The following is a 22,074-nucleotide window of genomic DNA, read 5'->3' on the forward strand; positions in this document are numbered from 1 at the left end:
CCGTAAGATTCGGGTCGGTAGAACCCCGGCGCGGGGGCACCCCGTTGGCTTGAAGAATCGGATGACATGGGTCAAAATATTATTTGCCCAGGCAAATATTGTCAAGGCTGAGTCTGCTGAAGCAATGTTAATTTTCAGTAAACACTGCATCGACAGACTGGGAACGCTACAGTCGCGAAAACCCAGCACACTGCACACTGGGCCATCCGCTCGCAACACAGGCATTTCACGATGAACTCCCCCGCTTCCGCCAAAGCCTCCCCCCGCGCACTGGGGGGCTTGCGGCCTTTCCTGTCCCCTTACCGGGCCGCCATCGGACTGGCCTTGCTGTTTCTGCTGCTGGCGGCAGGCGCAACGCTGGTGTTTCCGCAAGCCCTTCGCAGTCTGATCGACGGAGGCCTGCTGCCGGCCCACCGGGACCAGCAGGCCCTGGCACTCGGCCAGCACTTTGGCGCGTTGTTCGGCGTGGCCGCGGCACTGGCGGTGTTCTCGGCAGCGCGCTTCTACACCGTGAGCTGGCTGGGAGAACGCATCACCGCCGACCTGCGGGATGCGGTCTATGCCCATGTGCTGGATCAGAGCCCGGCGTTTTTTGAAACCACCCAGACAGGTGAGGTGCTGTCGCGCCTCACCGCCGACACCACCCTGGTGCAGACCGTGGTGGGCTCGTCGTTGAGCATGGGCCTGCGCAATGCCGTCATGGGCCTCGGTGCGCTCGGCATGCTGGTATGGACCAACCCACTCGTCATGGGTCAGGTCCTTCTGGCCCTGTTACTGATCGTCGCCCCCTCGGTCTGGTTCGGGCGTCGGGTACGCCGCCTGTCGCGAGCCAGTCAGGATCGTGTCGCGGACGCCAGCGCCGTCGCTGCCGAAGTATTGAATGCAGTCAGCACTGTGCAGGCCAACAATGCGGGTCAGCGAGAGGCCGACCGATTCAGTGCAGCCACAGAAGCGGCGTTTCAGACGGCGGTACGCCGCAGCAAAGCCCGATCCGTCTTGGTGGCCTTTGTGATCATGGCCACGAGCGCCGCATTGCTCTGGGGCCTGTACGAGGGCACCCAGGCGGTGATGCGGGGCACTTTGAGTGCCGGGGAACTGGGGCAGACCGTGGTCTACGTGCTGATTCTGGCCAGTTCAGCGGCCGTGTTGGGCGAGGTGTACGGTGACCTGCTGCGAGCGGCCGGCGCCACAGAACGCCTGATGGAACTGCTTCACACGCCACCCACGATCACCAGCGGCGCTCATGCTCCGGCGTCAGCCAGCGAGGCCGCCGGGGTGGCCATTGCGTTCGAGAACGTGCAATTTAACTACCCCTCTCGCCCCCAGCAGCCTGCGCTCAACCATTTCACGCTGCAGATCGCCCCTGGAGAAACAGTGGCATTGGTCGGCAGCAGCGGTGCCGGTAAATCAACGGTGCTGCAGTTGCTGCAACGTTTCTACGATGTGACCCCGACGCAAGCCATTCGCCTGGATGGCATTCCATTGGCCGATTGGAATCTGGACGCCCTGCGCGCCCAGATCGGTGTTGTGCCCCAGGACGCCGTGATTTTCTCGAACACCGCTCTGGAGAACATCCGTTACGGCAGCCCCGGGGCGACCGACGCCGAAGTGATGGCGGCCGCCCGGGAGGCTTTTGCCGACGAGTTCATCCGAGCCCTGCCAGAGGGCTATCACACATTTTTGGGCGAACGCGGTGTGCGGTTGAGTGGTGGGCAGAAGCAACGGCTCTCCATCGCGAGGGCCTTGCTGCGCCGCCCCCGCCTTCTGTTGCTGGACGAAGCCACCAGTGCCCTGGACGCCGAAAGCGAGCGCATGGTGCAGGCGGCACTGGAAGCGGCCCTGCATGGCGGCGAGCGCCAACGCACCACACTGGTCATCGCGCACCGCCTGGCCACGGTCCAGAAGTCGGACCGCATCGTGGTGCTTGATCAGGGTCAAGTCGTGGAACAAGGTCGTCACGAGGATCTGATGGCCCTGGGCGGCGTCTATGCTCGCTTTGCCAATATGCAATTGCTGAGTTGAGACCCCACTACCGCTCAGGGGGCGCCGGGGGCGCCCACGGGGCGTACCTTATTGCAAGGTCTCTTTGGCCGCCACCGGCATGGGGATCGGCAGCACCGGAATGCCCTCTTCCACCAAGGCCAAGGTCTCTTCAACCGTGGCTTGGCCCCGTATGCCGCGTTCGGGGGCCTCTCCATGGTGAATGCGACGAGCCTCCTCGGCAAAGGCAGGACCCACGTCTTCCGTCTGACGCACCACCTCACGGGCCAACTTCAGCCAGGCGGCTTGCAATTCCTGTTTCCCGGCCGGGGTTGCCGGTTGTGATGCAGTTTGAGAGTCCGGCCTTTTGGCCGGCACACGGGACGCTGATTCACGTGATCCACTGAGGTTCAAACGTGGCGCCGCTGGGAGCTTGTGAACGGTGTGATCACCACAAACCGGACAACTCACCAAGCCCTCAGCGAGTTGGCGTTGAAATTCCGCCTCGGAGGCAAACCAGCCTTCAAACCCGTGTTGGGCGGCGCACTGCAGGTTCAGAACCTTCATGAAGGACTACCGAATTCAGGCGCCGCGCCGATGCTTGAGAAGATAGCGATAGACGAAGCCCGGAAAGGCCAACGTGAGAAACAGGCAAAACGTGGTCGCATAAAACTCCCACCCTTGCGGGGCAGCCTGACCGGCGCGTTGCTCCATGCCCCAGGCGAAAAAGCCGACCAGCACATAGAAAAATACCAGCTCCAGCAAGCGCCAGGGCAAGGCTTTGACCGTTGCAAATGGAATCACCGCCAGCAGGCGGTGATTCAGAAAAGGCAGGTTGGCGGCAACCAGTGCCGCCAGGATGACCAGCCAAACAGAAACCGTCTGGTTCACGGCGGCAGACTCAGGAACCCAGCGTCAGCACGATGGCCCGGGCGCACAGGGTCATCAGACCACCAGGCAGCAAGCCCAGCAACAGAATCAGCGCCGCGTTGATGGACATCACGATCCGAACATCAGCAGGTGCCGACACGGTGGTGGCCGTCAAAGGCTGGTCAAAGTACATGACCTTGACCACACGCAGGTAGTAGAAGGCGCCGATCAAGGACATCAGCACGGCAAATACGGCCAAGACGATGTAGCCGTTCTCACCTGTGGTGACCAAGGCCTGAAGCACCGACAGCTTGGCATAGAAGCCTGCCAGCGGGGGAATACCCGCCATGGAGAACAGGCACACCGACATCACGGCTGCGTAGAAGGGGCTGCGTTGGTTGAGGCCTGCCAGATCGGAGATCTCTTCGCTCTCGAAACCTTCGCGGGCCAGCAGCAAGATCACACCGAAGGTAGCCAGAGTGGTCAACACGTAGGTGACCACATAGAACATCGCCGAACTGTAAGCATTGGCCGCTGGCAAGGTGGTGCCATTGACCACACCCGGGATCAAACCCAGCAGGACAAAGCCCATCTGGGAGATGGTCGAGTAGGCCAGCATGCGCTTGAGGTTGGTCTGGACCACACCAATCAGGTTACCAATCAGCAAAGAGCAGACCGACAACACCAACAGCATCTGCTGCCAGTCAATGGCCAAGGGCAGCAAACCTTCAACCAACAGGCGGATCACGATGGCAAAGGCCGCAAACTTGGGTGCGCCGCCGATCATCAGGGTGACGGCCGTCGGAGCACCTTGGTACACGTCGGGAACCCACATGTGGAAAGGCACCACACCGAGCTTGAAAGCCAGCCCCGCCACCACAAAGACCAGACCAAAGACCAGCACCTGGTGATCCACCTGGCCAGACCCCACAGCCTTGAACACCTGGCCCAGGTCCAGAGAACCGGTGGCACCGTACAACATGGACAGGCCGTACAGCAAGAAACCGCTGGCCAGCGCGCCCAATACGAAATACTTCATGGCGGCCTCAGACGAGGTCGCATGATCGCGGCGCAGGGCCACCAAGGCATAGCTCGACAGGGTCAACAGTTCCAGACCGAGGTAGATCAACAGGAAGTTGTTGCCCGAGATCATCACGAACATGCCGAGCAAGGCGAACAAGCTCAGCGTGAACATCTCGCCACCGCGCAACATGCCGCGGTCGAAAGCGTAGGGGCGACCGTAGACCAGGGTCACCAGCATGGCGATCGAGGCAAAGCACTTGAGCCAGTTGCCCATCGGATCACTGACCACCATGCCGTTGAAGCCATAGAAGGTCTGGCCACTGTCGGCATACATGGCCTGCATGCCCGCCACCACCACCAGGGTGATCACAGTCAGCAAGTAGGTGGCAGTGCGACGGGGGCTGCTCACGCCCAAGTCGAGAATGGCGATCACACTGGCCATGGCCAGCAAAATGACCTCTGGGTAGATCGTGATCCAGCTGAGTTTGTCAATCATCTCGTTTCTCTCTGGTCAGGCTGGTCAGTTCAGCTTCGAGGCTGCGACGTGTTGCAGCAAGTCAGTGACCGATGCGTTCATCACATCAGTGAAAGGCTTGGGGTACAGACCCATTGCCAGAACAGCAATGGCCAGCAGGGTCATGATCAGGAACTCGCGGGCATTGATGTCCGTCAGTTCACGCACGTGGTCGTTGGTCACAGGCCCCAGGTAAACACGCTTGAACATCCAGAGGGTGTAAGCCGCACCGAAGATCAGGGCCGAGGCCGCCAGCAGACCCAACCAGAAATTGGATTGAACTGCCCCCAGGATCACCATCCACTCACCCACAAAGCCAGCCGTACCCGGCAGGCCACAGTTGGCCATCGAGAACAGCAAGGCAAAAGCAGCGAACTTGGGCATGGTGTTCACCACACCGCCATAGCTGGCGATCTCACGCGAGTGAACCCGGTCGTACAGCACGCCAATGCTCAGGAACATGGCGCCAGACACAAAACCGTGGGCAATCATCTGCACCAGACCACCGGCCACGCCGAGGTCGTTGAAGATGAAGAAACCCAGGGTCACGAAGCCCATGTGCGCCACAGATGAATAGGCCACCAGCTTCTTCATGTCCTTTTGGACCATGGCCACCAGACCCACATAGATCACGGCCGTCAGCGACAGACCGATGATCAGCCAAGCCCACTCGCGCGAGGCGTCGGGGGCAATGGGCATGGAGAAACGCAAGAAACCATAGGCACCCAGCTTCAACATGATGGCCGCCAGCACAGCGGAACCACCCGTGGGGGCTTCCACGTGCACGTCAGGCAACCAGGTGTGCACCGGCCACATCGGCACCTTCACCGCAAAAGCTGCGAAGAAGGCGAAGAACAGCAGGGTCTGGGCGGTCGAACCCAGCGGCAGCTTGTGCCAAGTCTGGATATCGAAGCTGCCACCCGAGGCTGCGTACAGATAGATCAAGGCCACCAGCGTCAGCAGCGAGCCGAGCAAGGTGTACAAGAAGAACTTGAACGCTGCGTAGATCTTGTTCGGACCACCCCAGATGCCGATGATCAAGTACATCGGAATCAGCGTGGCTTCAAAGAACACATAGAACAGCATGCCGTCCAGTGCGGAGAACACACCGATCATCAAACCGCTGAGGATCAGGAACGCGCCCATGTATTGATTGACGCGCTCGGTGATGACCTCCCACCCTGCGATCACGACGATCACGGTGATGAAAGCGGTCAAGGGCACGAACCAGAACGAGATCCCGTCAAGACCCAGGTGGTAGTGGATGTTGAAACGTTCGATCCAACTCACGTTTTCAACAAACTGCATGGCCGAGGTGCCGATCTCGAAGCCCGCGTACAGCGGCCAGGTGACCAACAAACCACAGACTGCACCGATCAGGGCGACCCAACGGACCACCTTGGCATGCTCATCACGGCCCAAGGCCAGCAGCACGACACCAAAAACAATCGGTGTCCAGATTGCAAGACTCAACAATCCCATTTTTGTTTTTCTCCTACTTGTTGAGCCAGACGAAATACGTCATGAAGACAAACACACCCAGGATCATCACCAGCGCATAGTGATAGATGTAGCCGGATTGGATCCAGCGCACCAAGCCAGCGACCCAACCGACCAGCTTCCAGGAGCCATTGACCACCGCACCATCGATGATGGCTTGGTCGCCGGCCTTCCACAGACCCAGACCCAGACCACGCGCACCGCGGGCGATGATGTTTTCATTGATCCAGTCGAGGTAGTACTTGTTCTCGAGCAGGTTGTAGATTGGCTTGCAGGCCGACTTGATCGCAGCAGGCAAGGCCGGATTGATCATGTACATGTAGTAGGACAGCGCCACGCCAGAAAGAGCCAGCCAGAAAGGTGCCGTGCTGACCGCGTGCAGGGCCATGGCGGCCGAACCGTGGAATGCGTGGGCCAACTCTTCCATCACCTGGTGCTTTTCGCCATCCACAAAGATCACGTCCTTGAAGAAGTCGCCAAACAGCATGGGTTCGATGCCGATGTAGCCGATGATCACCGAAGGAATTGCCAGCAAGACCAGCGGCAGGGTCACCACCCAGGGAGACTCATGTGGCTCGTGGTGGTCGTCATGATGGCCATGGTCATCGTGACCATGGTGGGCATCCGGGTTCTGATCAAATCGCTCTTTGCCGTGGAACACCAGGAAATAGAGGCGGAACGAGTAGAAGGCAGTGACAAACACACCAGCCAGCACCGCGAACGAGGCAAAACCAGCGGCGGGCAGATGGCTCTCATGCACCGCTTCAATGATGCTGTCCTTGGAATAGAAGCCTGCAAAGAACGGTGTGCCGATCAGGGCCAGCGAACCAATCAACGAGGTGATCCAGGTGATGGGCATGTACTTGCGGACACCGCCCATCCAGCGGATGTCCTGGTTGTGGTGCATGCCCATGATGACCGAGCCAGCGGCAAGGAACAGCAGCGCCTTGAAGAACGCGTGCGTCATCAGGTGGAAAACCGCCACCGAGTAGGCCGAAGCACCCAGCGCCACCGTCATGTAGCCCAGCTGAGACAGCGTCGAGTAGGCCACAACGCGCTTGATGTCGTTCTGGATGATGCCCAGGAAACCCATGAACAGAGCCGTGATGGCGCCGATCACCATGATGAAGTTCAGAGCCGTATCGCTGAGTTCAAACAGCGGCGACATGCGAGCCACCATGAAGATACCGGCGGTCACCATGGTGGCCGCGTGGATCAGGGCCGAAATGGGGGTGGGGCCTTCCATGGAGTCCGGCAGCCACACGTGCAACGGGAACTGGGCGCTCTTGCCCATGGCACCAATGAACAGGCAGATGCAAGCCACCGTGATCAGCATCCAGTCGGTGCCGGGGAAGGTCAGCTTGGCCAGTTCGTCGGCCTTGGCAAAGGTTTCGGCATAGTTCAAGGTGCCACCGTAGGCAGCCAGCAGGCCGATGCCCAGGATGAAGCCGAAGTCACCCACGCGGTTGACCAGAAACGCCTTCATGTTGGCAAAGATGGCCGTCGGCTTGTTGAACCAGAAGCCAATCAGCAAGTAGGACACCAAGCCCACCGCCTCCCAGCCGAAGAACAGCTGCAGCATGTTGTTGCTCATCACAAGCATCAGCATGGAGAAGGTGAACAGAGAGATGTAGGCAAAGAAGCGGTTGTAGCCCTCATCCTCTTCCATGTAACCAATGGTGTAGATGTGCACCATCAGCGACACGAAGGTCACGACGCACATCATCATGGCGGTCAGGCTATCGATGAGGAAGCCAACCTCCATCTTCAGGCCACCCACCACCATCCAGGTGTAGAGGGTTTCACTGAAGCGGGCACCTTCAAAAGCCACGCTCTTGAAGGTGAGTGCCGACAGCACAAAGGCGACGAACACGCCCAGGATGGTCAGCGAGTGGCTCAGGCGGCGACCAATCCAGTTGCCGCCGAACGCCGTGCCAAAAATCCCGGCGAGGATCGACCCGGCCAGCGGTGCCAGCGGCACCGCCAGCAGTGTGGATGCAGAAAGCGTTGCGCTCATTGTTGGATTCTCTGGTTAGCCTTTGAGCGTGTTGAGTTCATCGACATTGATGCTGTTCTTGTTACGGAACAGAAGCACCAGGATCGCCAGACCGATGGCGGACTCAGCGGCCGCCACGGTCAGGATGAAGAACACGAACACCTGACCGTGCACATCGCCCAGGAAATGGGAGAAAGCGACGAAGTTCATGTTGACGGCCAGCAGCATCAACTCGATGGCCATGAGCAGAACGATCAAGTTCTTGCGATTCAGAAAAATCCCGATCACCGACAGCGCGAACAGCACAGCACCGATCGAAAGAAAATGTCCAAGAGTCAATGTCATTTGGCTTTCTCCGGTTCAGCGGCGGGGGTCGGCTCAGCCTTGCGGGTCACAGCCACCTTCACCAGTTGCATGCGATCACGGGCCTTGACGCGCACCTGTTCGGAGGCATCGACGAACTTGCTGTCCTTGCGCTGGCGCAGGGTCAAGGCAATCGCCGTGATCATCGCGACCAGCAGGATCACGGCTGCAATTTCGATCGGGTAGACGTATTGCGTGTAAAGCAGCTTGCCGACTTCCTGGGCGTTGGAGTACTGAACGCCCTTGGCAGCGGCTTCCGCCATGGCGGCCGTCGCAGGCTCTTCGGTCAGGCGGAACCCACCCAGCAGCACACCGGCCATTTCCAGAGCGACGACAGCACCCATCAAGGCGGCCAGCGGGAAATGCTTCCAGAATCCCTTGCGCATGCTGTCGATATCGATATCGAGCATCATCACAACGAACAAGAAAAGCACCATCACAGCACCGAGGTAGACCAGCACCAGGGCGATGGCCAGAAATTCGGCCTTGAGCAGCAGCCAGATGGCCGAGGCCTGAGAGAAGGCCAGCATGAGGTAGAGGACAGCGTGCACAGGGTTGCGCGCTGTGATCACTCGGAAGGCTGCAAAAAGCAGCACCACCGAGAAGAGATAGAAGAAACCAGTCTTGGCGTCCATGAATCAGATCTTTTCAGGGTTCAGGCGAGGAAGCTGATCAACGGTATTTCGCGTCTGCCGCCTTGGCAGCCGCAATATCGCTCTCGTAACGGTCGCCCACCGCCAACAGCATGTCTTTGGTGAAGTACAGGTCACCCCGCTTTTCACCGTGGTACTCAAAAATATGCGTTTCCACGATCGAATCCACCGGGCAACTCTCTTCGCAAAAACCGCAGAAGATGCATTTGGTCAGATCGATGTCGTAGCGGGTGGTGCGACGGGAACCGTCGGCACGAATGTCCGATTCGATGGTGATGGCCATGGCCGGGCAGACCGCTTCGCACAGCTTGCAGGCGATGCAACGCTCTTCGCCGTTGTCGTAACGGCGCAAGGCGTGCAGGCCACGGAAGCGGGGCGAGAGAGGGGTCTTTTCCTCGGGAAACTGAACCGTCACCTTGCGTTTGAAGGCGTAGCGGCCCGTCATGGCCATGCCCTTGAACAACTCGAAAAGCATGAAGCTCTTCAGGAAGTCCGTGAGCGAAAAAGGGGAAGCTGCAGCGACTGTCATGTTCTTGCCCACTCAGTTCCAGATGTTCCAGGGGCTCTGCATCCAGAAACCCACCACGAGCAGCCACACCAGGGTGACCGGGATGAAGATCTTCCAGCCCAGACGCATGATCTGGTCATAGCGGAAGCGCGGGAAAGTAGCGCGGATCCAGATGAACATGGACACCACGATGAAAGTCTTGGCACCCAGCCAGATCCAGCCCGGCACGGCGTTGAAAATGGCGTGGTCGATCGGCGACAGCCAACCCCCCAGGAACATCAGCACGGCCAGAATGGACACCAGCCACATGCTGGCGTACTCGGCCAGGAAGAAGATAGCAAAGCCCATGCCCGAGTATTCAACCATGTGACCGGCCACAATTTCAGCTTCGCCTTCCACCACGTCGAACGGGTGACGGTTGGTTTCTGCCACGCCCGAGATCAGGTAGACCATGAAGATGGGCAGCAACGGCAGCCAGTTCCAGGACAGGAAGTTCAGCCCCAGGCCAGCGGCCATGCCCTTGGCCTGCCCTGCCACGATGACGGACAGGTTCATGCTGCCGCTCACCATCAGAACCACCAGGAAACAGAAACCCATGGCAATTTCGTAGCTCACCATCTGGGCCGAGGCACGCAGTGCCCCCAGGAAGGCGTACTTCGAGTTCGAAGCCCAGCCGGCGATGATCACGCCATAGACCTCGATCGAGGTGATGGCCATCACCAGCAACAGGCCAGCGTTCAGGTTGGTCAATGCCACCTCGGGGCCGAAGGGGATGGCCACCCAGGCAGCCAGTGCCGGCATGATGGCCATGATCGGCCCCAGACGGAACAGGCCATTGCTGGCGGCATCAGGGCGGATCAATTCCTTGGTCAGCAGCTTGAGCGCGTCGGCGATGGGTTGCAACAGACCGGCAGGACCCACTCGGTTGGGACCGTAGCGAACCTGGATGAAACCCAGCAACTTGCGCTCCCACAGCGTGAGGTAAGCCACGGCGCCCATCAGAGGGGCCAGCACAGCCACGATCTTGAGCAGAACCCAGATCACAGGCCAAGCGGCCGCAGTCCACCAGCTGGCGGGCAGCAAGCCCAGTCCGGCGTTGTACAGCGCGTCGATCATGCGGTCACCTCGTTCGTGGTCGACCGTGCATCGGCCGTCAATTGCAGAGACGGCGAGCGGCGCACCAGACCGTCAAGCTGGTAAATGGCAGCCGTCACCGGCACCGACTCACCGGCCACCGAGGCACGGATGGCGACGCCCGTGTCGTTGCTCAGTTGAGCACTGGCCACTTGCTGGCTGCCAGCAGGCACCAGAGCGGCACGCGCCAGAACATCTTGCGACGATTCATCCGTAAAACCGTTCAGACCAAGCATATTGCCCAGCACCCGCAGTACCTTCCAGGCCGGACGGGTCTCACCCAAAGGCTTGACCACGGCATGGAAGCTTTGCAGACGCCCTTCAGCGTTGACAAAGCTGCCCGATGTTTCGGTGAACGGGGCGATCGGCAGCAGCACGTCGCTGATGTCGAGGTTGGTCTTGAAGGGGCTCAGCGTGACCACCATTTCGGCCTTGTTCAGACCCGAAACGGCGGCTTCACCGCCCGCCAGGTCAGCACCGGGCTCGACATTCAACAAAAAGGCAGCTTTCAAGGCACCCTGAGCCATCTGCGCGGCATTGAAGCCGCCAGCCAGAGGCTGGGCCTTGACCAGTTGCGCGCCGACGGTGTTGGCAGCCTCAGTGAGGTAGCCGACGGAGGCACCGGTCTCACGGGCAATCCAGTTGGCAAGGGCCAGCAGGCTGGATGCGTTGGCATGGTGAGCCGCGGCATTGCCCAGCAGCACAGCCTTGCGATCGCCACCCAGCAAAGACTTGGCCACGGCAGCCGCAGCCGGCGTGACTTCAGCGGCCCAAGGAGCCACCAAACCCTTTTCGGCGGCCACAGCAGTCGCAATGCTGGCCAGCGTGTTCAGCCACTCGGAGGCCGGAGCCACCTGGAACTGAGCGACAGGCAGCGCCCAGTCAGCTTCGACCGAGTACAACGCATGGACCTGAGCCCCCTTGCGGGCAGCCTGACGGATGCGTTGGGCAAACAGCGGGTGATCCTTGCGCAGGTTCGAACCGACCACCAGCACACGTTGCAGTTCGGAAAGCGAGGCAATCGAGGTGCCCAGCCAGCGAGCGCCCTCGGGAGCAGTGAACTCGGCCTGGCGCAGGCGGTAGTCGATGTTGTCGCTGCCCAAGCCACGCACGAGCTGAGCAGCCAGGAACAGCTCTTCCACCGTGCTGTGCGGGCTCACCAATGCGCCCATGCTGGACGCACCGTGGTTGGCGCCGATCTGCTTCAGACCATTGGCCACGTACTCAAGCGCGGTCTGCCAGTCAACGGTCTTCCACTCGCCGCCCTGCTTCAACATGGGCTGGGTCAAGCGATCCGGGCCATTGAGGGATTCGTAGGAGAAGCGGTCGCGGTCGGCAATCCAGCATTCGTTGACAGCATCGTTCTCCAACGGAACGACGCGCAGAACCTGGTGATTCTTGACCTGAACGATCAGGTTGGCACCGGTAGAGTCATGCGGGCTCACGCTCTTGCGGCGCGACAGCTCCCAGGTCCGGGCGCTGTAACGGAAGGGCTTGCTGGTCAAGGCACCCACGGGGCAGATGTCGATCATGTTGCCGGACAGCTCGGAATCCACCGTGTCGCCCGCAATGGTGGTGATCTCGGAATGCTCACCCCGATTGATCATGCCCAGCTCCATGACGCCGGCCACTTCCTGGCCAAAACGCACGCAACGGGTGCAATGGATGCAGCGGCTCATCTCTTCCATCGAGATCAGCGGGCCAACATCCTTGTGGAAGACCACGCGCTTTTCTTCCTCGTAGCGAGAGGAAGAACCGCCATAGCCCACGGCCAGATCCTGCAACTGGCACTCGCCGCCCTGATCGCAGATCGGGCAATCCAGCGGGTGGTTGATCAACAGGAATTCCATCACCGATTGCTGGGCCTTGATGGCCTTGTCGCTCTTGGTGCGGACGATCATGCCCTGCGTCACCGGGGTGGCGCAGGCAGGCATGGGCTTGGGGGCTTTTTCAACATCCACCAGGCACATGCGGCAGTTGGCCGCAATGCTCAGCTTCTTGTGGTAGCAAAAGTGCGGAATGTAGGTGCCAGCCTTTTCAGCTGCATGCATGACCATGCTGCCTTCATTGACCTCTACCTTTTGACCGTCGAGTTCGATTTCAACCATATGTACTCTCGCGATCAAGCGTGCGCAGTCTTTGACGACTTGGCTTGCTCAATCAATGCCTGGAATTCGGGCTTGAAGTGCTTCAGCATGGCCCGCACGGGCATGGCGGCGGCGTCACCCAAAGCGCAAATCGTGCGCCCCTGAATGTTGTCAGCCACCGAGTTCAGCAATTCGAGATCACCATCGCGACCCTGACCGTGCCAGATTCGGTCGATCACGCGCCACATCCAGCCCGTGCCTTCGCGGCAAGGGGTGCATTGGCCACAGGATTCATGCGAATAGAAGTAGGACAGTCGCAGCAGGCTCTCAACCATGTCGCGCGAATCATCCATCACGATCACGGCGCCAGAACCCAGCATCGAGCCAGCCTTGGCAATCGAGTCGTAATCCATGGTGCATTCCATGATGATGGAAGCGGGCAGCACGGGCGAGGAAGAACCACCAGGGATCACAGCCTTCAGCTGGCGGCCCTTGCGAACGCCACCGGCCAATTCAAGCAGCTTGGAGAACGGCGTGCCCAGCGGAATCTCGTAATTGCCGGGGCGCTCGACGTCGCCGCTGACCGAGAAGATCTTGGTGCCACCGTTGTTGGGCTTGCCGCATTCCAGGTAGGCCGCGCCACCATTGCGAATGATCCAGGGCACCGCAGCAAAGGTCTCGGTGTTGTTGATCGTGGTGGGCTTGCCATACAGACCGAAGCTGGCCGGGAATGGCGGCTTGAAGCGAGGCTGCCCTTTCTTGCCTTCGAGTGACTCGAGCAAGGCGGTTTCTTCGCCACAGATGTAAGCGCCAAAGCCGTGAGCCGCATGCAGCTGGAAGCTGAATGCACTGCCCATGATGTTGTTGCCGAGGTAACCCGCAGCACGCGCTTCTTCGAGGGCTTCCTCAAAGCGTTCGTAGGTCTGGAAAATCTCGCCGTGAATGTAGTTGTAACCCACCGAGATGCCCATGGCATAAGCGGCAATGATCATGCCTTCAATCACGATGTGCGGATTGAATTGCAGGATGTCACGGTCTTTGCACGTGCCCGGCTCGCCTTCGTCCGAATTGCAGACGAGGTACTTCTGGCCCGGGAACTGACGCGGCATGAAGCTCCACTTCAGGCCTGTCGGGAAACCCGCACCACCGCGACCGCGCAAGCCGGATTCCTTGACCGTGGCAATCACCTGGTCCTGGGTCAGGCCTTCGCCGCCGTCCTGCGCCAGGATCTTGCGCAGAGCCTGGTAGCCGCCGCGGGCTTCGTAGTCCTTGATGCTCCAGTTGCTGCCGTTCAGGCCAGCGTAGATCTGCGGCCCGATGTGACGGTCATGGAAGCAGGTCTCAACACCGGAAGCCTGAAACTGGGAAAGAATGCTTTGAGCGGAGGTCATCACTTCACCTCGGCAGCGCGCAGGCCGTCCACCAGTTGATCGAGCTTGTCGTTGCTCATGAAACTGCACATGGTGCGATCATTCACCAGCATCACCGGCGAATCGGCGCAAGCGCCCAGGCATTCGCATTGCTGAAGCGTGAACAACCCGTCCGGCGTGGTTTCACCCATCGCGATGCCCAGTTTTTGCTCCAGATGGTGCAAAGCCTTGTAACCATCACGCAGTTGGCACGGCAGATTGGTACAAACATTGAGCTTGTACTTGCCCACAGGCTGCTGGTTGTACATGTTGTAGAAGGTGGTGACTTCGTGCACCGCGATCACGGGCATCCCCAGCACCTCAGCGATGACTTTTTCGCTGTCTTCACTCACGTAGCCCTGCTCTTGCTGAGCAATCGACAGGCAGGCCATGACGGCCGACTGCTTTTGATCAGCGGGATACTTGGCAACTTCACGGGCAAAACGAGCCCTGGTCGAATCAGAGATCATCGATCAATCTCTCCAAACACAATGTCCATGGTGCCAATGATGGCCACCGCATCCGCCAGCATGTGGCCGCGGGCCATTTCGTCCAGGGTTGCCAGATGGGCAAAACCCGGGGCGCGGATCTTGAGTCGATAGGGCTTGTTGGCACCATCGCTCACCAGATAAATACCGAATTCACCCTTGGGGTGCTCGACGGCAGCGTAGGCCTCGCCTTCGGGCACGTGGAAGCCTTCGGTGAAGAGCTTGAAGTGGTGGATCAACTCTTCCATGCTCGACTTCATGGCTTCACGGGCCGGCGGTGCCACCTTGTGGTTGTCCGTGATCACCGGGCCAGGGTTGGCACGCAGCCAATCCACACATTGCTTGATGATCTTGTTGGACTCGCGCATTTCAGCGACACGCACAAGATACCGGTCGTAGCTGTCGCCGGTCTTACCCACCGGGATGTCGAAGTCGACACGGTCATAGACATCGTAAGGCTGGGTCTTGCGCAGATCCCAGGCAAAGCCCGAGCCACGCAGCATCGGGCCCGTCATGCCGAGATTCAAGGCACGTTCGGGCTCGACGACACCGATACCGACGGTACGCTGCTTCCAGATGCGGTTTTCGGTCAGCAGGTTTTCATATTCGTCCACGCACTTCGGAAAACGACGCGTGAAATCTTCAATGAAGTCGAGCATCGAACCCTGGCGGTTCTGATTGAGCTCGGCCAAGGCCTTGGCGTTCTTGATCTTGCTGACCTTGTACTGCGGCATGGAGTCCGGCAGATCGCGGTAAACACCGCCCGGACGAAAGTACGCCGCATGCATGCGTGCGCCCGACACGGCTTCATACATGTCAAACAGATCCTCACGCTCGCGGAAGGTGTAGATCAGGATCGTCGAGCTACCGATGTCGTTGCCGTGCGAACCCAGCCACATCAGGTGATTCAGCAGGCGGGTGATCTCGGAGAACATCACACGGATGTACTGAGCGCGAACAGGCACTTCCAGACCCAGCAGCTTTTCGATGGCCAGGCAGTAAGCGTGCTCATTGCTCATCATCGACACGTAATCCAGCCGGTCCATGTAGGGCAACGACTGGATGAAGGTCTTGTGCTCTGCCAGCTTTTCAGTGGCACGGTGCAACAGACCGATGTGAGGATCAGCACGTTGGACGACTTCGCCATCCAACTCCAGCACCAGACGCAAAACGCCGTGGGCTGCCGGGTGTTGAGGCCCGAAGTTCAGAGTGTAATTTTTGATTTCAGCCATGATGCATCACACAAGGCGGAGCGCCTCAGTGCAGGCCTCCATACTTGTCTTCACGAATGATGCGGGGCGTGATTTCCCGCGGCTCGATGGTGACCGGTTCGTACACCACGCGACGACGCTCGGCGTCATAACGCATCTCGACGTGGCCCGAAATCGGGAAATCCTTGCGGAAAGGATGGCCGATGAAACCATAGTCTGTCAGGATGCGGCGCAAGTCGTTATGACCTTCAAAGACGATGCCGTACAGGTCAAAGGCCTCGCGTTCGTACCAGTTGGCAGAGTTCCAGATATCGGCGACAGAGGCCACCAGCGGCGCGTCGTCGTCCGGGCAGAACACCCGCACCCGCACGCGCTGGTTCAGGCTGACGGACAACAGGTGACTGACGACGCCATAACGCAAACCGTCCCAGGCGCCTTCGCCATAGGTGGAATAGTCCACGCCGCACAGGTCGACCAATTGCTCAAAACGGCAAGTGGGCGCATCCCGCAGAATCTGCATGGCGGCCAGGTAATCAGCCGCAGCCACCTCGATGGTGACCTCATCCAACGCAATGACAGCTGTTTTGATCTTGTCGCCCAGGGCGGCAACAATCACGTCTTTCAGGGCTTCCGCCTGGATTGCAATCTGTGTCATGGCGCTATCTCAGACCCGGGCGATCGTGTTGGTACGACGGATTTTCTGTTGCAGCTGCATGATCCCGTAGATCAGGGCCTCTGCCGTCGGGGGGCAGCCAGGCACATAGACGTCCACCGGCACGATGCGATCGCAACCGCGCACCACGGAGTAGCTGTAGTGGTAGTAGCCACCACCGTTGGCACAGGAGCCCATGGAGAGCACCCAGCGCGGCTCGCTCATCTGGTCATACACCTTGCGCAGAGCCGGTGCCATCTTGTTGCAAAGCGTACCCGCCACGATCATCAAATCGCTTTGACGCGGGCTGGCGCGAAACACCTCAGCGCCGAAGCGGCCAATGTCGTAACGCGCAGCCGCTGCGTGCATCATCTCGACCGCGCAGCAGGCCAACCCGAAGGTCATGGGCCACAAGGACCCCGTCTTTGCCCAGTTCACCACCGCGTCGTAGCTGGTGGTGACAAAGCCCTCTTTCATGACACCTTCAATCATTGCATGCGTCCTTGTTGATGCTTTCGCTCATTCCCAATCCAGCGCGCCTTTTTTCCACGCGTAGATGAAGCCCACGAGCAGATCGATGAGGAACACCACCCCGGTCCAGAAGCCACCCGAGCCGGTGTCGGTCAAAGACACAGCCCAAGGGACGAGGAAGGCAATTTCGAGGTCAAAGAGAATGAAGAGAATGGCCACGAGGTAGTAACGCACGTCAAACTTCATGCGCGCGTCTTCAAACGCTTCGAAACCACACTCGTAAGGGGAATTTTTGGCCGGATCGGGCCGATTGGGGCCAAGCAGGTAGCCCAGCGCCTGAGGGATGACCCCTACGCCTAGACCAACCAGAATGAACAAGAGAACGGGGAGGTATTGATCAAGGTTCATCTGGAGGATTTCATCACCGCGACCCTTCCAGCGAGTGCCGGAAGGGTCTTTATTTTGGTGCCGTCGGCGAGACTCGAACTCGCACAGCTTTCGCCACTACCCCCTCAAGATAGCGTGTCTACCAATTTCACCACGACGGCGGGATGTTGCTGCTCGGATGGCATGAGGACCTTGCGGTTTTGGCTTTCCGAACAGACGTCAATTCTACCCGGAAAAACCCACCCCTCTGGGGTTGCCGGGCAGAAAATCAAGAGCTCACTTGGTCGGAATTGCAGCAGCACCCTTGGCCGGCTCGGCAGGAGCCGCAGGCACGGCTGCAGGAGCCGCAGGCGTCACGACCGCAGCACCTTCGAGCACGCTGCCCGAGCTGGCTGCCGGACGCAGGTTGCCAAAATAGGCCAGTGCCAGGGTGCAGACAAAAAAGACCGCCGCCAGTACGGCCGTCGTGCGCGACAGGAAGTTGGCGCTGCCACTGGCACCGAACAGACTGCCCGAACCACCGCTGCCAAAAGCCGCCCCCATGTCCGCGCCCTTGCCGTGCTGAATCAGGATCAGACCGATCATGCCCAGGGCCGCCAGCATCTGTACCGCCAGGATGATGGTGGTGATGATGTTCATAAAAACTCCAGATAAAAAATCAAACAGCCAACGCAGATGCGGCAGCCACAATGGTCAGGAAATCGGGCGCCTTCAGCGACGCTCCACCGATCAGGCCGCCGTCGATATCCGGCTGGGCCAACAGCTCGGCCGCATTGGCCGCATTCATGCTGCCGCCATACAACAGCTTGACACGATCAGCACGGGGCGTGGCCGCCTGAAGCTGCGCCCGCAAAACGGCATGCACCGCCTGGGCCTGCTCAGGCGTCGCCGTCCGGCCCGTGCCAATGGCCCAGACCGGCTCATAAGCCACGACGATCTCGCTGATGCAGTGGCCATTGAGGTGGATCACCGCAGCCAACTGACGCTTGACGACCAGCTCGGTCTGCCCCGCCTCACGCTGCTCCAGGGTCTCACCGACACAGACAATGGGCACCAGGCCTGCCGCCAGCGCGCGCTGAGCCTTGCGCGCCACCAGATCGTCACTCTCGGCATGGTATTGGCGACGCTCGGAATGCCCCACGATCACGTAGTGCACCCCCAGATCGCGCAGCATGCCAGCCGACACTTCGCCCGTGTAAGCACCCGACTCATGCGCCGACAGGTCTTGAGCCCCAAGAGCAACCGGACCACGCAAGGCAGCCACCTGCGCCAGATAGGGCGCCGGCACACAAACCGCCACCTCGGCTGCTGCATCAGCCACACCGGCCGCCACAGCACGAACCAAGGCATCGTTGGCAGCCAGGCTGCCATTCATTTTCCAGTTGCCGGCAATCAGCTTCTTTTTCATGAACTCACCAGGTCAAAACAATTTTTCCGACATGCTGACCAGACTCCATCAGCGCATGCGCCTGGGCCGCCTGTTCAGCAGGGAACGTAGCAAAAATGATGGGGGCAATATCCCGACGCGCCAATGCCGGCCAGACCTGCTCCCGCAAGGAGCGGGCAATGGCCGCCTTAAACGCCACCGGACGAGGACGCAAGGTTGAACCCGTGATCGTCAAACGCTTGCGCAGCACCATGCCGGCATTGAACTCGGCCTTGACACCACCTTGCACGGCAATGATCACAATCCGACCATCCTCCGCCAGGGCCTCGACTTCTCGGGCCACATAGCTTCCGGCCACCATGTCAAGGACCACATCCACGCCCCGGCCATTCGTGAGTTCCTTGCAGACCTGCACGAAGTCCTGGGTCTTGTAGTTGATCGCATGGTCGGCCCCCAGTTTCAGGCAGGCCGCACATTTGTCGTCACTGCCAGCAGTCACGATGACCCGAGCCCCGCGGGCCTTGGCCAACTGGATGGCCGTGACCCCGATGCCACTGGTTCCCCCCTGGATCAACAGGGTCTCACCCGCCTGCAAGCGGCCACGATCAAAGACATTGCTCCAGACGGTGAAAAAGGTCTCAGGCAAGGAGGCCGCCTCAACAGCAGTCCAACCTTGCGGCACCGGCAAGCACTGACCCACAGGCGCCACGCACAACTCAGCGTACCCCCCGCCGGCCACCAGTGCGCACACGGCATCGCCGATGCGCAAACCGGCCTCGGCCATGGCCACCGAATCGCCGGCCACCACCACACCTGCCACCTCCAGGCCCGGAATATCCGAAGCCCCAGGTGGCACGGGGTAGTTGCCGGTGCGCTGCAGCACATCAGGACGATTGATCCCGCTGGCCGCAACGCGGATCAACAACTCACCCTCGCCCGCAACAGGCTCGGGACGTTCTGCAGGCTGCAACACCTCGGGAGCACCGTAGGTGGTGATTTCAATGGCTTTCATGAGACCTCTCACCGAAGACCACCCACCAGCCCAGCCGGCAGGCAGCCCTCTCAACCGGAATTACTGTTGCTGTTGTTGCTGCTGGGGAGCAGCTTCGCCATGCATCGGACGATCGGCCAAGGCCTTCATGGACAGCTTGACGCGGCCCTTGTCGTCGGTTTCCAGAACCTTGACACGCACGATCTGACCTTCAGACAGGAAGTCGGTGACCTTTTCAACGCGCTGGTGAGCGATCTGGCTGATGTGCAGCAGACCATCCTTGCCAGGCAGCAGGTTGATCAGGGCGCCGAAGTCCAGGATCTTGGTGACCGGGCCTTCGTAGATCTTGCCGATCTCGACCTCGGCCGTGATCTGCTCGATGCGACGCTTGGCTTCATCCGCCTTGGCGCCGTCGGTGGCAGCGATGGTGATCGTGCCATCTTCCTCGATGTTGATCTGGGTGCCGGTTTCTTCGGTCAGCGCACGGATGGTGGCGCCGCCCTTGCCGATCACGTCACGGATCTTCTCGGGGTTGATCTTCATGGTGAACAGCTTGGGAGCGAAGTTGGACACTTCAGTCTTGGCTTCACCCATCGCCTCTTGCATCTTGCCCAGGATGTGCAGACGGGCTTCCTTGGCCTGAGCCAGCGCCACCTGCATGATTTCCTTGGTGATGCCCTGGATCTTGATGTCCATCTGCAAGGCAGTGATGCCGTTGGTGGTACCGGCCACCTTGAAGTCCATGTCACCCAGGTGATCTTCATCGCCCAGGATGTCGGTCAGCACAGCAAAACGGTTGGCGTCCTTGATCAGACCCATGGCGATGCCGGCCACGTGGGCCTTCATCGGCACACCGGCGTCCATCAGCGACAGACAGCCGCCGCAGACCGAAGCCATCGACGACGAGCCGTTCGATTCGGTGATTTCAGACACGACACGCATGGTGTACGGAAACTCTTCCTTGGTCGGCAGAACCGCCACCAGAGCACGCTTGGCCAGACGGCCATGGCCGATTTCGCGGCGCTTGGTGCTGCCCATGCGGCCCACTTCGCCGGTGGCAAAGGGAGGCATGTTGTAGTGCAGCATGAAGCGGTCTTCGTATTCGCCAGCCAGGGCATCGATGCGCTGCGCATCGCGCTCGGTACCCAGCGTGGCCACCACCAGCGCCTGGGTTTCACCACGCGTGAACAGGGCCGAACCGTGGGTACGGGGCAGCACCGAGTTGCGGATCTCGATCGGGCGCACGGTGCGGGTGTCGCGGCCGTCGATGCGGGGCTCACCGGCCAGGATCTGACCACGCACGATGCGGGCTTCGATCTCGAACAGCAGGCCTTCGACCTTGACGCTGTCGAACTCCACGCCCTCGGCCTTCAGGCCAGCCATCACGGCGGCATAGGCTTCGCGGCAGGCTTGGGTGCGGGCTTGCTTGTTGCGGATCTGGTAGGCGGCGCGCAGGGCTTCTTCAGCCAGGGCATTGACCTTGGCGATCAGCGGCTCGTCCTTGGCCGGAGCTTCCCATTGCCAGACCGCCTTGCCGGCTTCGCGCACCAGTTCATGGATGGCGTTGATGGCGATGGCGCCTTGTTCATGACCGAACACCACGGCGCCCAGCATGATGTCTTCAGACAGCTGTTGCGCTTCGGATTCGACCATCAGCACGGCCGATTCAGTGCCTGCAACCACCAGATCCAGTTGGCTGCTCTTGCGCTGGGTCTGACCCGGGTTCAGCACGTACTCGCCGTTGATGTAACCCACGCGGGCGGCACCGATCGGGCCGTTGAAGGGGATGCCCGACACAGCCAGGGCGGCCGAGGTGCCGATCAGGGCGGCGATGTCGGCGTCGACTTCGGGGTTCAGCGACACGGTGTGGATCACCACGTGCACTTCATTGAAGAAACCTTCGGGGAACAGCGGGCGGATCGGGCGATCGATCAGGCGGCTGGTCAGGGTTTCGAGTTCGCTGGGCTTGGCTTCGCGCTTGAAGAAGCTGCCCGGGATCTTGCCGGCGGCGTAGGCCTTCTCGATGTAATCAACGGTCAGCGGGAAGAAGTCCTGACCCGGCTTGGCGCCCTTGGAAGCCACCACGGTGGCCAGCACCACGGTGTCGTCGATGTTCACCAGCACGGCGCCAGTGGCTTGGCGGGCGATTTCACCCGTCTCCAGGGTGACGGTGTGCTGACCCCATTGGAAGGTCTTGGTGACTTTGTTGAAAATGCTCATGTTCAGCTCCTGCTGCTTGGCCAACCCGAGGGCCAGCCTCATCGCCACCCACCCCGGGTGGCAAGGGACAGTTGAAAACCCGGAACACGATGCCATTCCAGAAGAACCGGCAGCCTCATCGGCCGATTCTTTTGGAATGACACAGCGCGCATCCCTGCTTTCAGCTGTGGAAAAACAAAAAACAAACGCCTGAGCTAGTGAACTAACTCAGGCGTCCAGCATTCGTCGCT

General features: G+C 60.0%; 22 protein-coding genes and 1 tRNA gene. 2 read left to right on the plus strand and 21 right to left on the minus strand.

Translation table 11 applies throughout. The features are described 5' to 3' along the window. The first annotated feature begins 231 nt into the window (after positions 1-231). The gene (locus tag AC07PT_RS22505; protein WP_494658188.1) at positions 232-2,022 is read left to right on the plus strand and encodes an ABC transporter transmembrane domain-containing protein; all 1,791 of its coding nucleotides are present in this window, start codon (positions 232-234) and stop codon (positions 2,020-2,022) included. 48 nt (positions 2,023-2,070) lie between these two features. Here the strand turns inward: AC07PT_RS22505 and AC07PT_RS22510 are convergent, their stop codons facing one another. From AC07PT_RS22510 to pnp, 21 genes are all read right to left on the minus strand, one after another. Beyond that, positions 2,071-2,547, minus strand: coding sequence for a DUF1178 family protein (locus AC07PT_RS22510; protein WP_492348109.1), 477 nt, complete (start codon positions 2,545-2,547; stop codon positions 2,071-2,073). 15 nt (positions 2,548-2,562) lie between these two features. Continuing rightward, a complete protein-coding gene (locus tag AC07PT_RS22515) occupies positions 2,563-2,871 on the minus strand; it encodes a DUF2818 family protein (RefSeq protein WP_492348108.1) in 309 nt (102 codons plus the stop codon). A 10-nt stretch (positions 2,872-2,881) separates the two neighbouring features. Further along, positions 2,882-4,369, minus strand: coding sequence for an NADH-quinone oxidoreductase subunit NuoN (gene nuoN / locus AC07PT_RS22520; protein ID WP_492348107.1), 1,488 nt, complete (start codon positions 4,367-4,369; stop codon positions 2,882-2,884). Positions 4,370-4,393: 24 nt separating this feature from the next. Continuing rightward, a complete protein-coding gene (locus AC07PT_RS22525; protein WP_492348106.1) occupies positions 4,394-5,869 on the minus strand; it encodes an NADH-quinone oxidoreductase subunit M in 1,476 nt (491 codons plus the stop codon). 13 nt (positions 5,870-5,882) lie between these two features. Continuing rightward, the gene (gene nuoL / locus AC07PT_RS22530; protein ID WP_492348105.1) at positions 5,883-7,904 is read right to left on the minus strand and encodes an NADH-quinone oxidoreductase subunit L; all 2,022 of its coding nucleotides are present in this window, start codon (positions 7,902-7,904) and stop codon (positions 5,883-5,885) included. Positions 7,905-7,919: 15 nt separating this feature from the next. Beyond that, a complete protein-coding gene (nuoK, locus tag AC07PT_RS22535; protein WP_019577566.1) occupies positions 7,920-8,228 on the minus strand; it encodes an NADH-quinone oxidoreductase subunit NuoK in 309 nt (102 codons plus the stop codon). Next, a complete protein-coding gene (locus tag AC07PT_RS22540; RefSeq protein ID WP_492348104.1) occupies positions 8,225-8,881 on the minus strand; it encodes an NADH-quinone oxidoreductase subunit J in 657 nt (218 codons plus the stop codon). The genes nuoK and AC07PT_RS22540 overlap by 4 nt, the downstream gene beginning before the upstream one ends. Before the next feature lie 37 nt (positions 8,882-8,918). Then, positions 8,919-9,428 (minus strand): NADH-quinone oxidoreductase subunit NuoI, encoded by a 510-nt coding sequence (gene nuoI / locus AC07PT_RS22545; RefSeq protein WP_494658189.1) that lies wholly within the window; start codon positions 9,426-9,428, stop codon positions 8,919-8,921. Between the two features lie 12 nt (positions 9,429-9,440). Further along, a complete protein-coding gene (nuoH, locus tag AC07PT_RS22550) occupies positions 9,441-10,523 on the minus strand; it encodes an NADH-quinone oxidoreductase subunit NuoH (protein ID WP_492348103.1) in 1,083 nt (360 codons plus the stop codon). Continuing rightward, entirely contained in the window at positions 10,520-12,649 is a 2,130-nt protein-coding gene (nuoG, locus tag AC07PT_RS22555; protein ID WP_494658190.1) for an NADH-quinone oxidoreductase subunit NuoG, read from the minus strand. Before nuoG ends, nuoH begins: the two co-directional genes overlap by 4 nt. A 14-nt stretch (positions 12,650-12,663) precedes the next feature. Beyond that, positions 12,664-14,019, minus strand: a complete 1,356-nt coding sequence (nuoF, locus tag AC07PT_RS22560) for an NADH-quinone oxidoreductase subunit NuoF (RefSeq protein ID WP_494658191.1) — start codon at positions 14,017-14,019, stop codon at positions 12,664-12,666. Beyond that, complete coding sequence (gene nuoE / locus AC07PT_RS22565) at positions 14,019-14,507, minus strand: NADH-quinone oxidoreductase subunit NuoE (RefSeq protein ID WP_492348100.1); 489 nt, start codon at positions 14,505-14,507, stop codon at positions 14,019-14,021. The genes nuoF and nuoE overlap by 1 nt, the downstream gene beginning before the upstream one ends. Next, positions 14,504-15,757, minus strand: coding sequence for an NADH-quinone oxidoreductase subunit D (locus AC07PT_RS22570; RefSeq protein WP_492348099.1), 1,254 nt, complete (start codon positions 15,755-15,757; stop codon positions 14,504-14,506). Before AC07PT_RS22570 ends, nuoE begins: the two co-directional genes overlap by 4 nt. Positions 15,758-15,782: 25 nt before the next feature. Continuing rightward, positions 15,783-16,391 carry an NADH-quinone oxidoreductase subunit C gene (locus tag AC07PT_RS22575; RefSeq protein WP_494658192.1) on the minus strand — a complete coding sequence of 203 codons (609 nt, stop codon included), beginning with the start codon at positions 16,389-16,391 and terminating at the stop codon, positions 15,783-15,785. A 9-nt stretch (positions 16,392-16,400) separates the two neighbouring features. Further along, positions 16,401-16,880 (minus strand): NuoB/complex I 20 kDa subunit family protein, encoded by a 480-nt coding sequence (locus AC07PT_RS22580; RefSeq protein WP_019577575.1) that lies wholly within the window; start codon positions 16,878-16,880, stop codon positions 16,401-16,403. Between the two features lie 27 nt (positions 16,881-16,907). Next, a complete protein-coding gene (locus AC07PT_RS22585; protein WP_019577576.1) occupies positions 16,908-17,267 on the minus strand; it encodes an NADH-quinone oxidoreductase subunit A in 360 nt (119 codons plus the stop codon). A 55-nt stretch (positions 17,268-17,322) separates the two neighbouring features. Then, positions 17,323-17,407: transfer RNA gene (locus AC07PT_RS22590), tRNA-Leu, on the minus strand. Between the two features lie 115 nt (positions 17,408-17,522). Then, a complete protein-coding gene (secG, locus tag AC07PT_RS22595; RefSeq protein WP_492348097.1) occupies positions 17,523-17,885 on the minus strand; it encodes a preprotein translocase subunit SecG in 363 nt (120 codons plus the stop codon). A 19-nt stretch (positions 17,886-17,904) separates the two neighbouring features. Further along, entirely contained in the window at positions 17,905-18,654 is a 750-nt protein-coding gene (gene tpiA, locus AC07PT_RS22600; RefSeq protein WP_492348096.1) for a triose-phosphate isomerase, read from the minus strand. Between the two features lie 4 nt (positions 18,655-18,658). Next, positions 18,659-19,645 (minus strand): NAD(P)H-quinone oxidoreductase, encoded by a 987-nt coding sequence (locus AC07PT_RS22605; protein ID WP_494658193.1) that lies wholly within the window; start codon positions 19,643-19,645, stop codon positions 18,659-18,661. A gap of 60 nt (positions 19,646-19,705) precedes the next feature. Beyond that, a complete protein-coding gene (pnp, locus tag AC07PT_RS22610) occupies positions 19,706-21,844 on the minus strand; it encodes a polyribonucleotide nucleotidyltransferase (RefSeq protein WP_494658194.1) in 2,139 nt (712 codons plus the stop codon). On the opposite strand from pnp, the gene AC07PT_RS22615 reads away from it, so the two are divergent. Then, the gene (locus tag AC07PT_RS22615; RefSeq protein ID WP_494658195.1) at positions 21,843-22,037 is read left to right on the plus strand and encodes a hypothetical protein; all 195 of its coding nucleotides are present in this window, start codon (positions 21,843-21,845) and stop codon (positions 22,035-22,037) included. The two genes, pnp and AC07PT_RS22615, sit on opposite strands and share 2 nt — an antisense overlap. Positions 22,038-22,074 lie beyond the last annotated feature (37 nt).

The sequence above is a fragment of the Curvibacter sp. GW821-FHT09D12 genome (assembly GCF_059416245.1).

Coding starts and splice junctions, on each gene's coding strand:
- AC07PT_RS22525 (WP_492348106.1), bottom strand. CDS start 5,869: ATGGGATTGTTGAGTCTTGCAATCTGGACACCGATTGTTTTTGGTGTC.
- nuoH (WP_492348103.1), bottom strand. CDS start 10,523: ATGATCGACGCGCTGTACAACGCCGGACTGGGCTTGCTGCCCGCCAGC.
- AC07PT_RS22615 (WP_494658195.1), top strand. CDS start 21,843: ATGTTCAGCTCCTGCTGCTTGGCCAACCCGAGGGCCAGCCTCATCGCC.
- nuoE (WP_492348100.1), bottom strand. CDS start 14,507: ATGATCTCTGATTCGACCAGGGCTCGTTTTGCCCGTGAAGTTGCCAAG.
- secG (WP_492348097.1), bottom strand. CDS start 17,885: ATGAACATCATCACCACCATCATCCTGGCGGTACAGATGCTGGCGGCC.
- nuoK (WP_019577566.1), bottom strand. CDS start 8,228: ATGACATTGACTCTTGGACATTTTCTTTCGATCGGTGCTGTGCTGTTC.
- nuoL (WP_492348105.1), bottom strand. CDS start 7,904: ATGAGCGCAACGCTTTCTGCATCCACACTGCTGGCGGTGCCGCTGGCA.
- AC07PT_RS22575 (WP_494658192.1), bottom strand. CDS start 16,391: ATGACACAGATTGCAATCCAGGCGGAAGCCCTGAAAGACGTGATTGTT.
- AC07PT_RS22505 (WP_494658188.1), top strand. CDS start 232: ATGAACTCCCCCGCTTCCGCCAAAGCCTCCCCCCGCGCACTGGGGGGC.
- nuoI (WP_494658189.1), bottom strand. CDS start 9,428: ATGACAGTCGCTGCAGCTTCCCCTTTTTCGCTCACGGACTTCCTGAAG.
- nuoG (WP_494658190.1), bottom strand. CDS start 12,649: ATGGTTGAAATCGAACTCGACGGTCAAAAGGTAGAGGTCAATGAAGGC.
- tpiA (WP_492348096.1), bottom strand. CDS start 18,654: ATGAAAAAGAAGCTGATTGCCGGCAACTGGAAAATGAATGGCAGCCTG.
- nuoN (WP_492348107.1), bottom strand. CDS start 4,369: ATGATTGACAAACTCAGCTGGATCACGATCTACCCAGAGGTCATTTTG.
- AC07PT_RS22605 (WP_494658193.1), bottom strand. CDS start 19,645: ATGAAAGCCATTGAAATCACCACCTACGGTGCTCCCGAGGTGTTGCAG.
- AC07PT_RS22570 (WP_492348099.1), bottom strand. CDS start 15,757: ATGGCTGAAATCAAAAATTACACTCTGAACTTCGGGCCTCAACACCCG.
- pnp (WP_494658194.1), bottom strand. CDS start 21,844: ATGAGCATTTTCAACAAAGTCACCAAGACCTTCCAATGGGGTCAGCAC.
- AC07PT_RS22585 (WP_019577576.1), bottom strand. CDS start 17,267: ATGAACCTTGATCAATACCTCCCCGTTCTCTTGTTCATTCTGGTTGGT.
- nuoF (WP_494658191.1), bottom strand. CDS start 14,019: ATGACCTCCGCTCAAAGCATTCTTTCCCAGTTTCAGGCTTCCGGTGTT.
- AC07PT_RS22540 (WP_492348104.1), bottom strand. CDS start 8,881: ATGGACGCCAAGACTGGTTTCTTCTATCTCTTCTCGGTGGTGCTGCTT.
- AC07PT_RS22510 (WP_492348109.1), bottom strand. CDS start 2,547: ATGAAGGTTCTGAACCTGCAGTGCGCCGCCCAACACGGGTTTGAAGGC.
- AC07PT_RS22580 (WP_019577575.1), bottom strand. CDS start 16,880: ATGATTGAAGGTGTCATGAAAGAGGGCTTTGTCACCACCAGCTACGAC.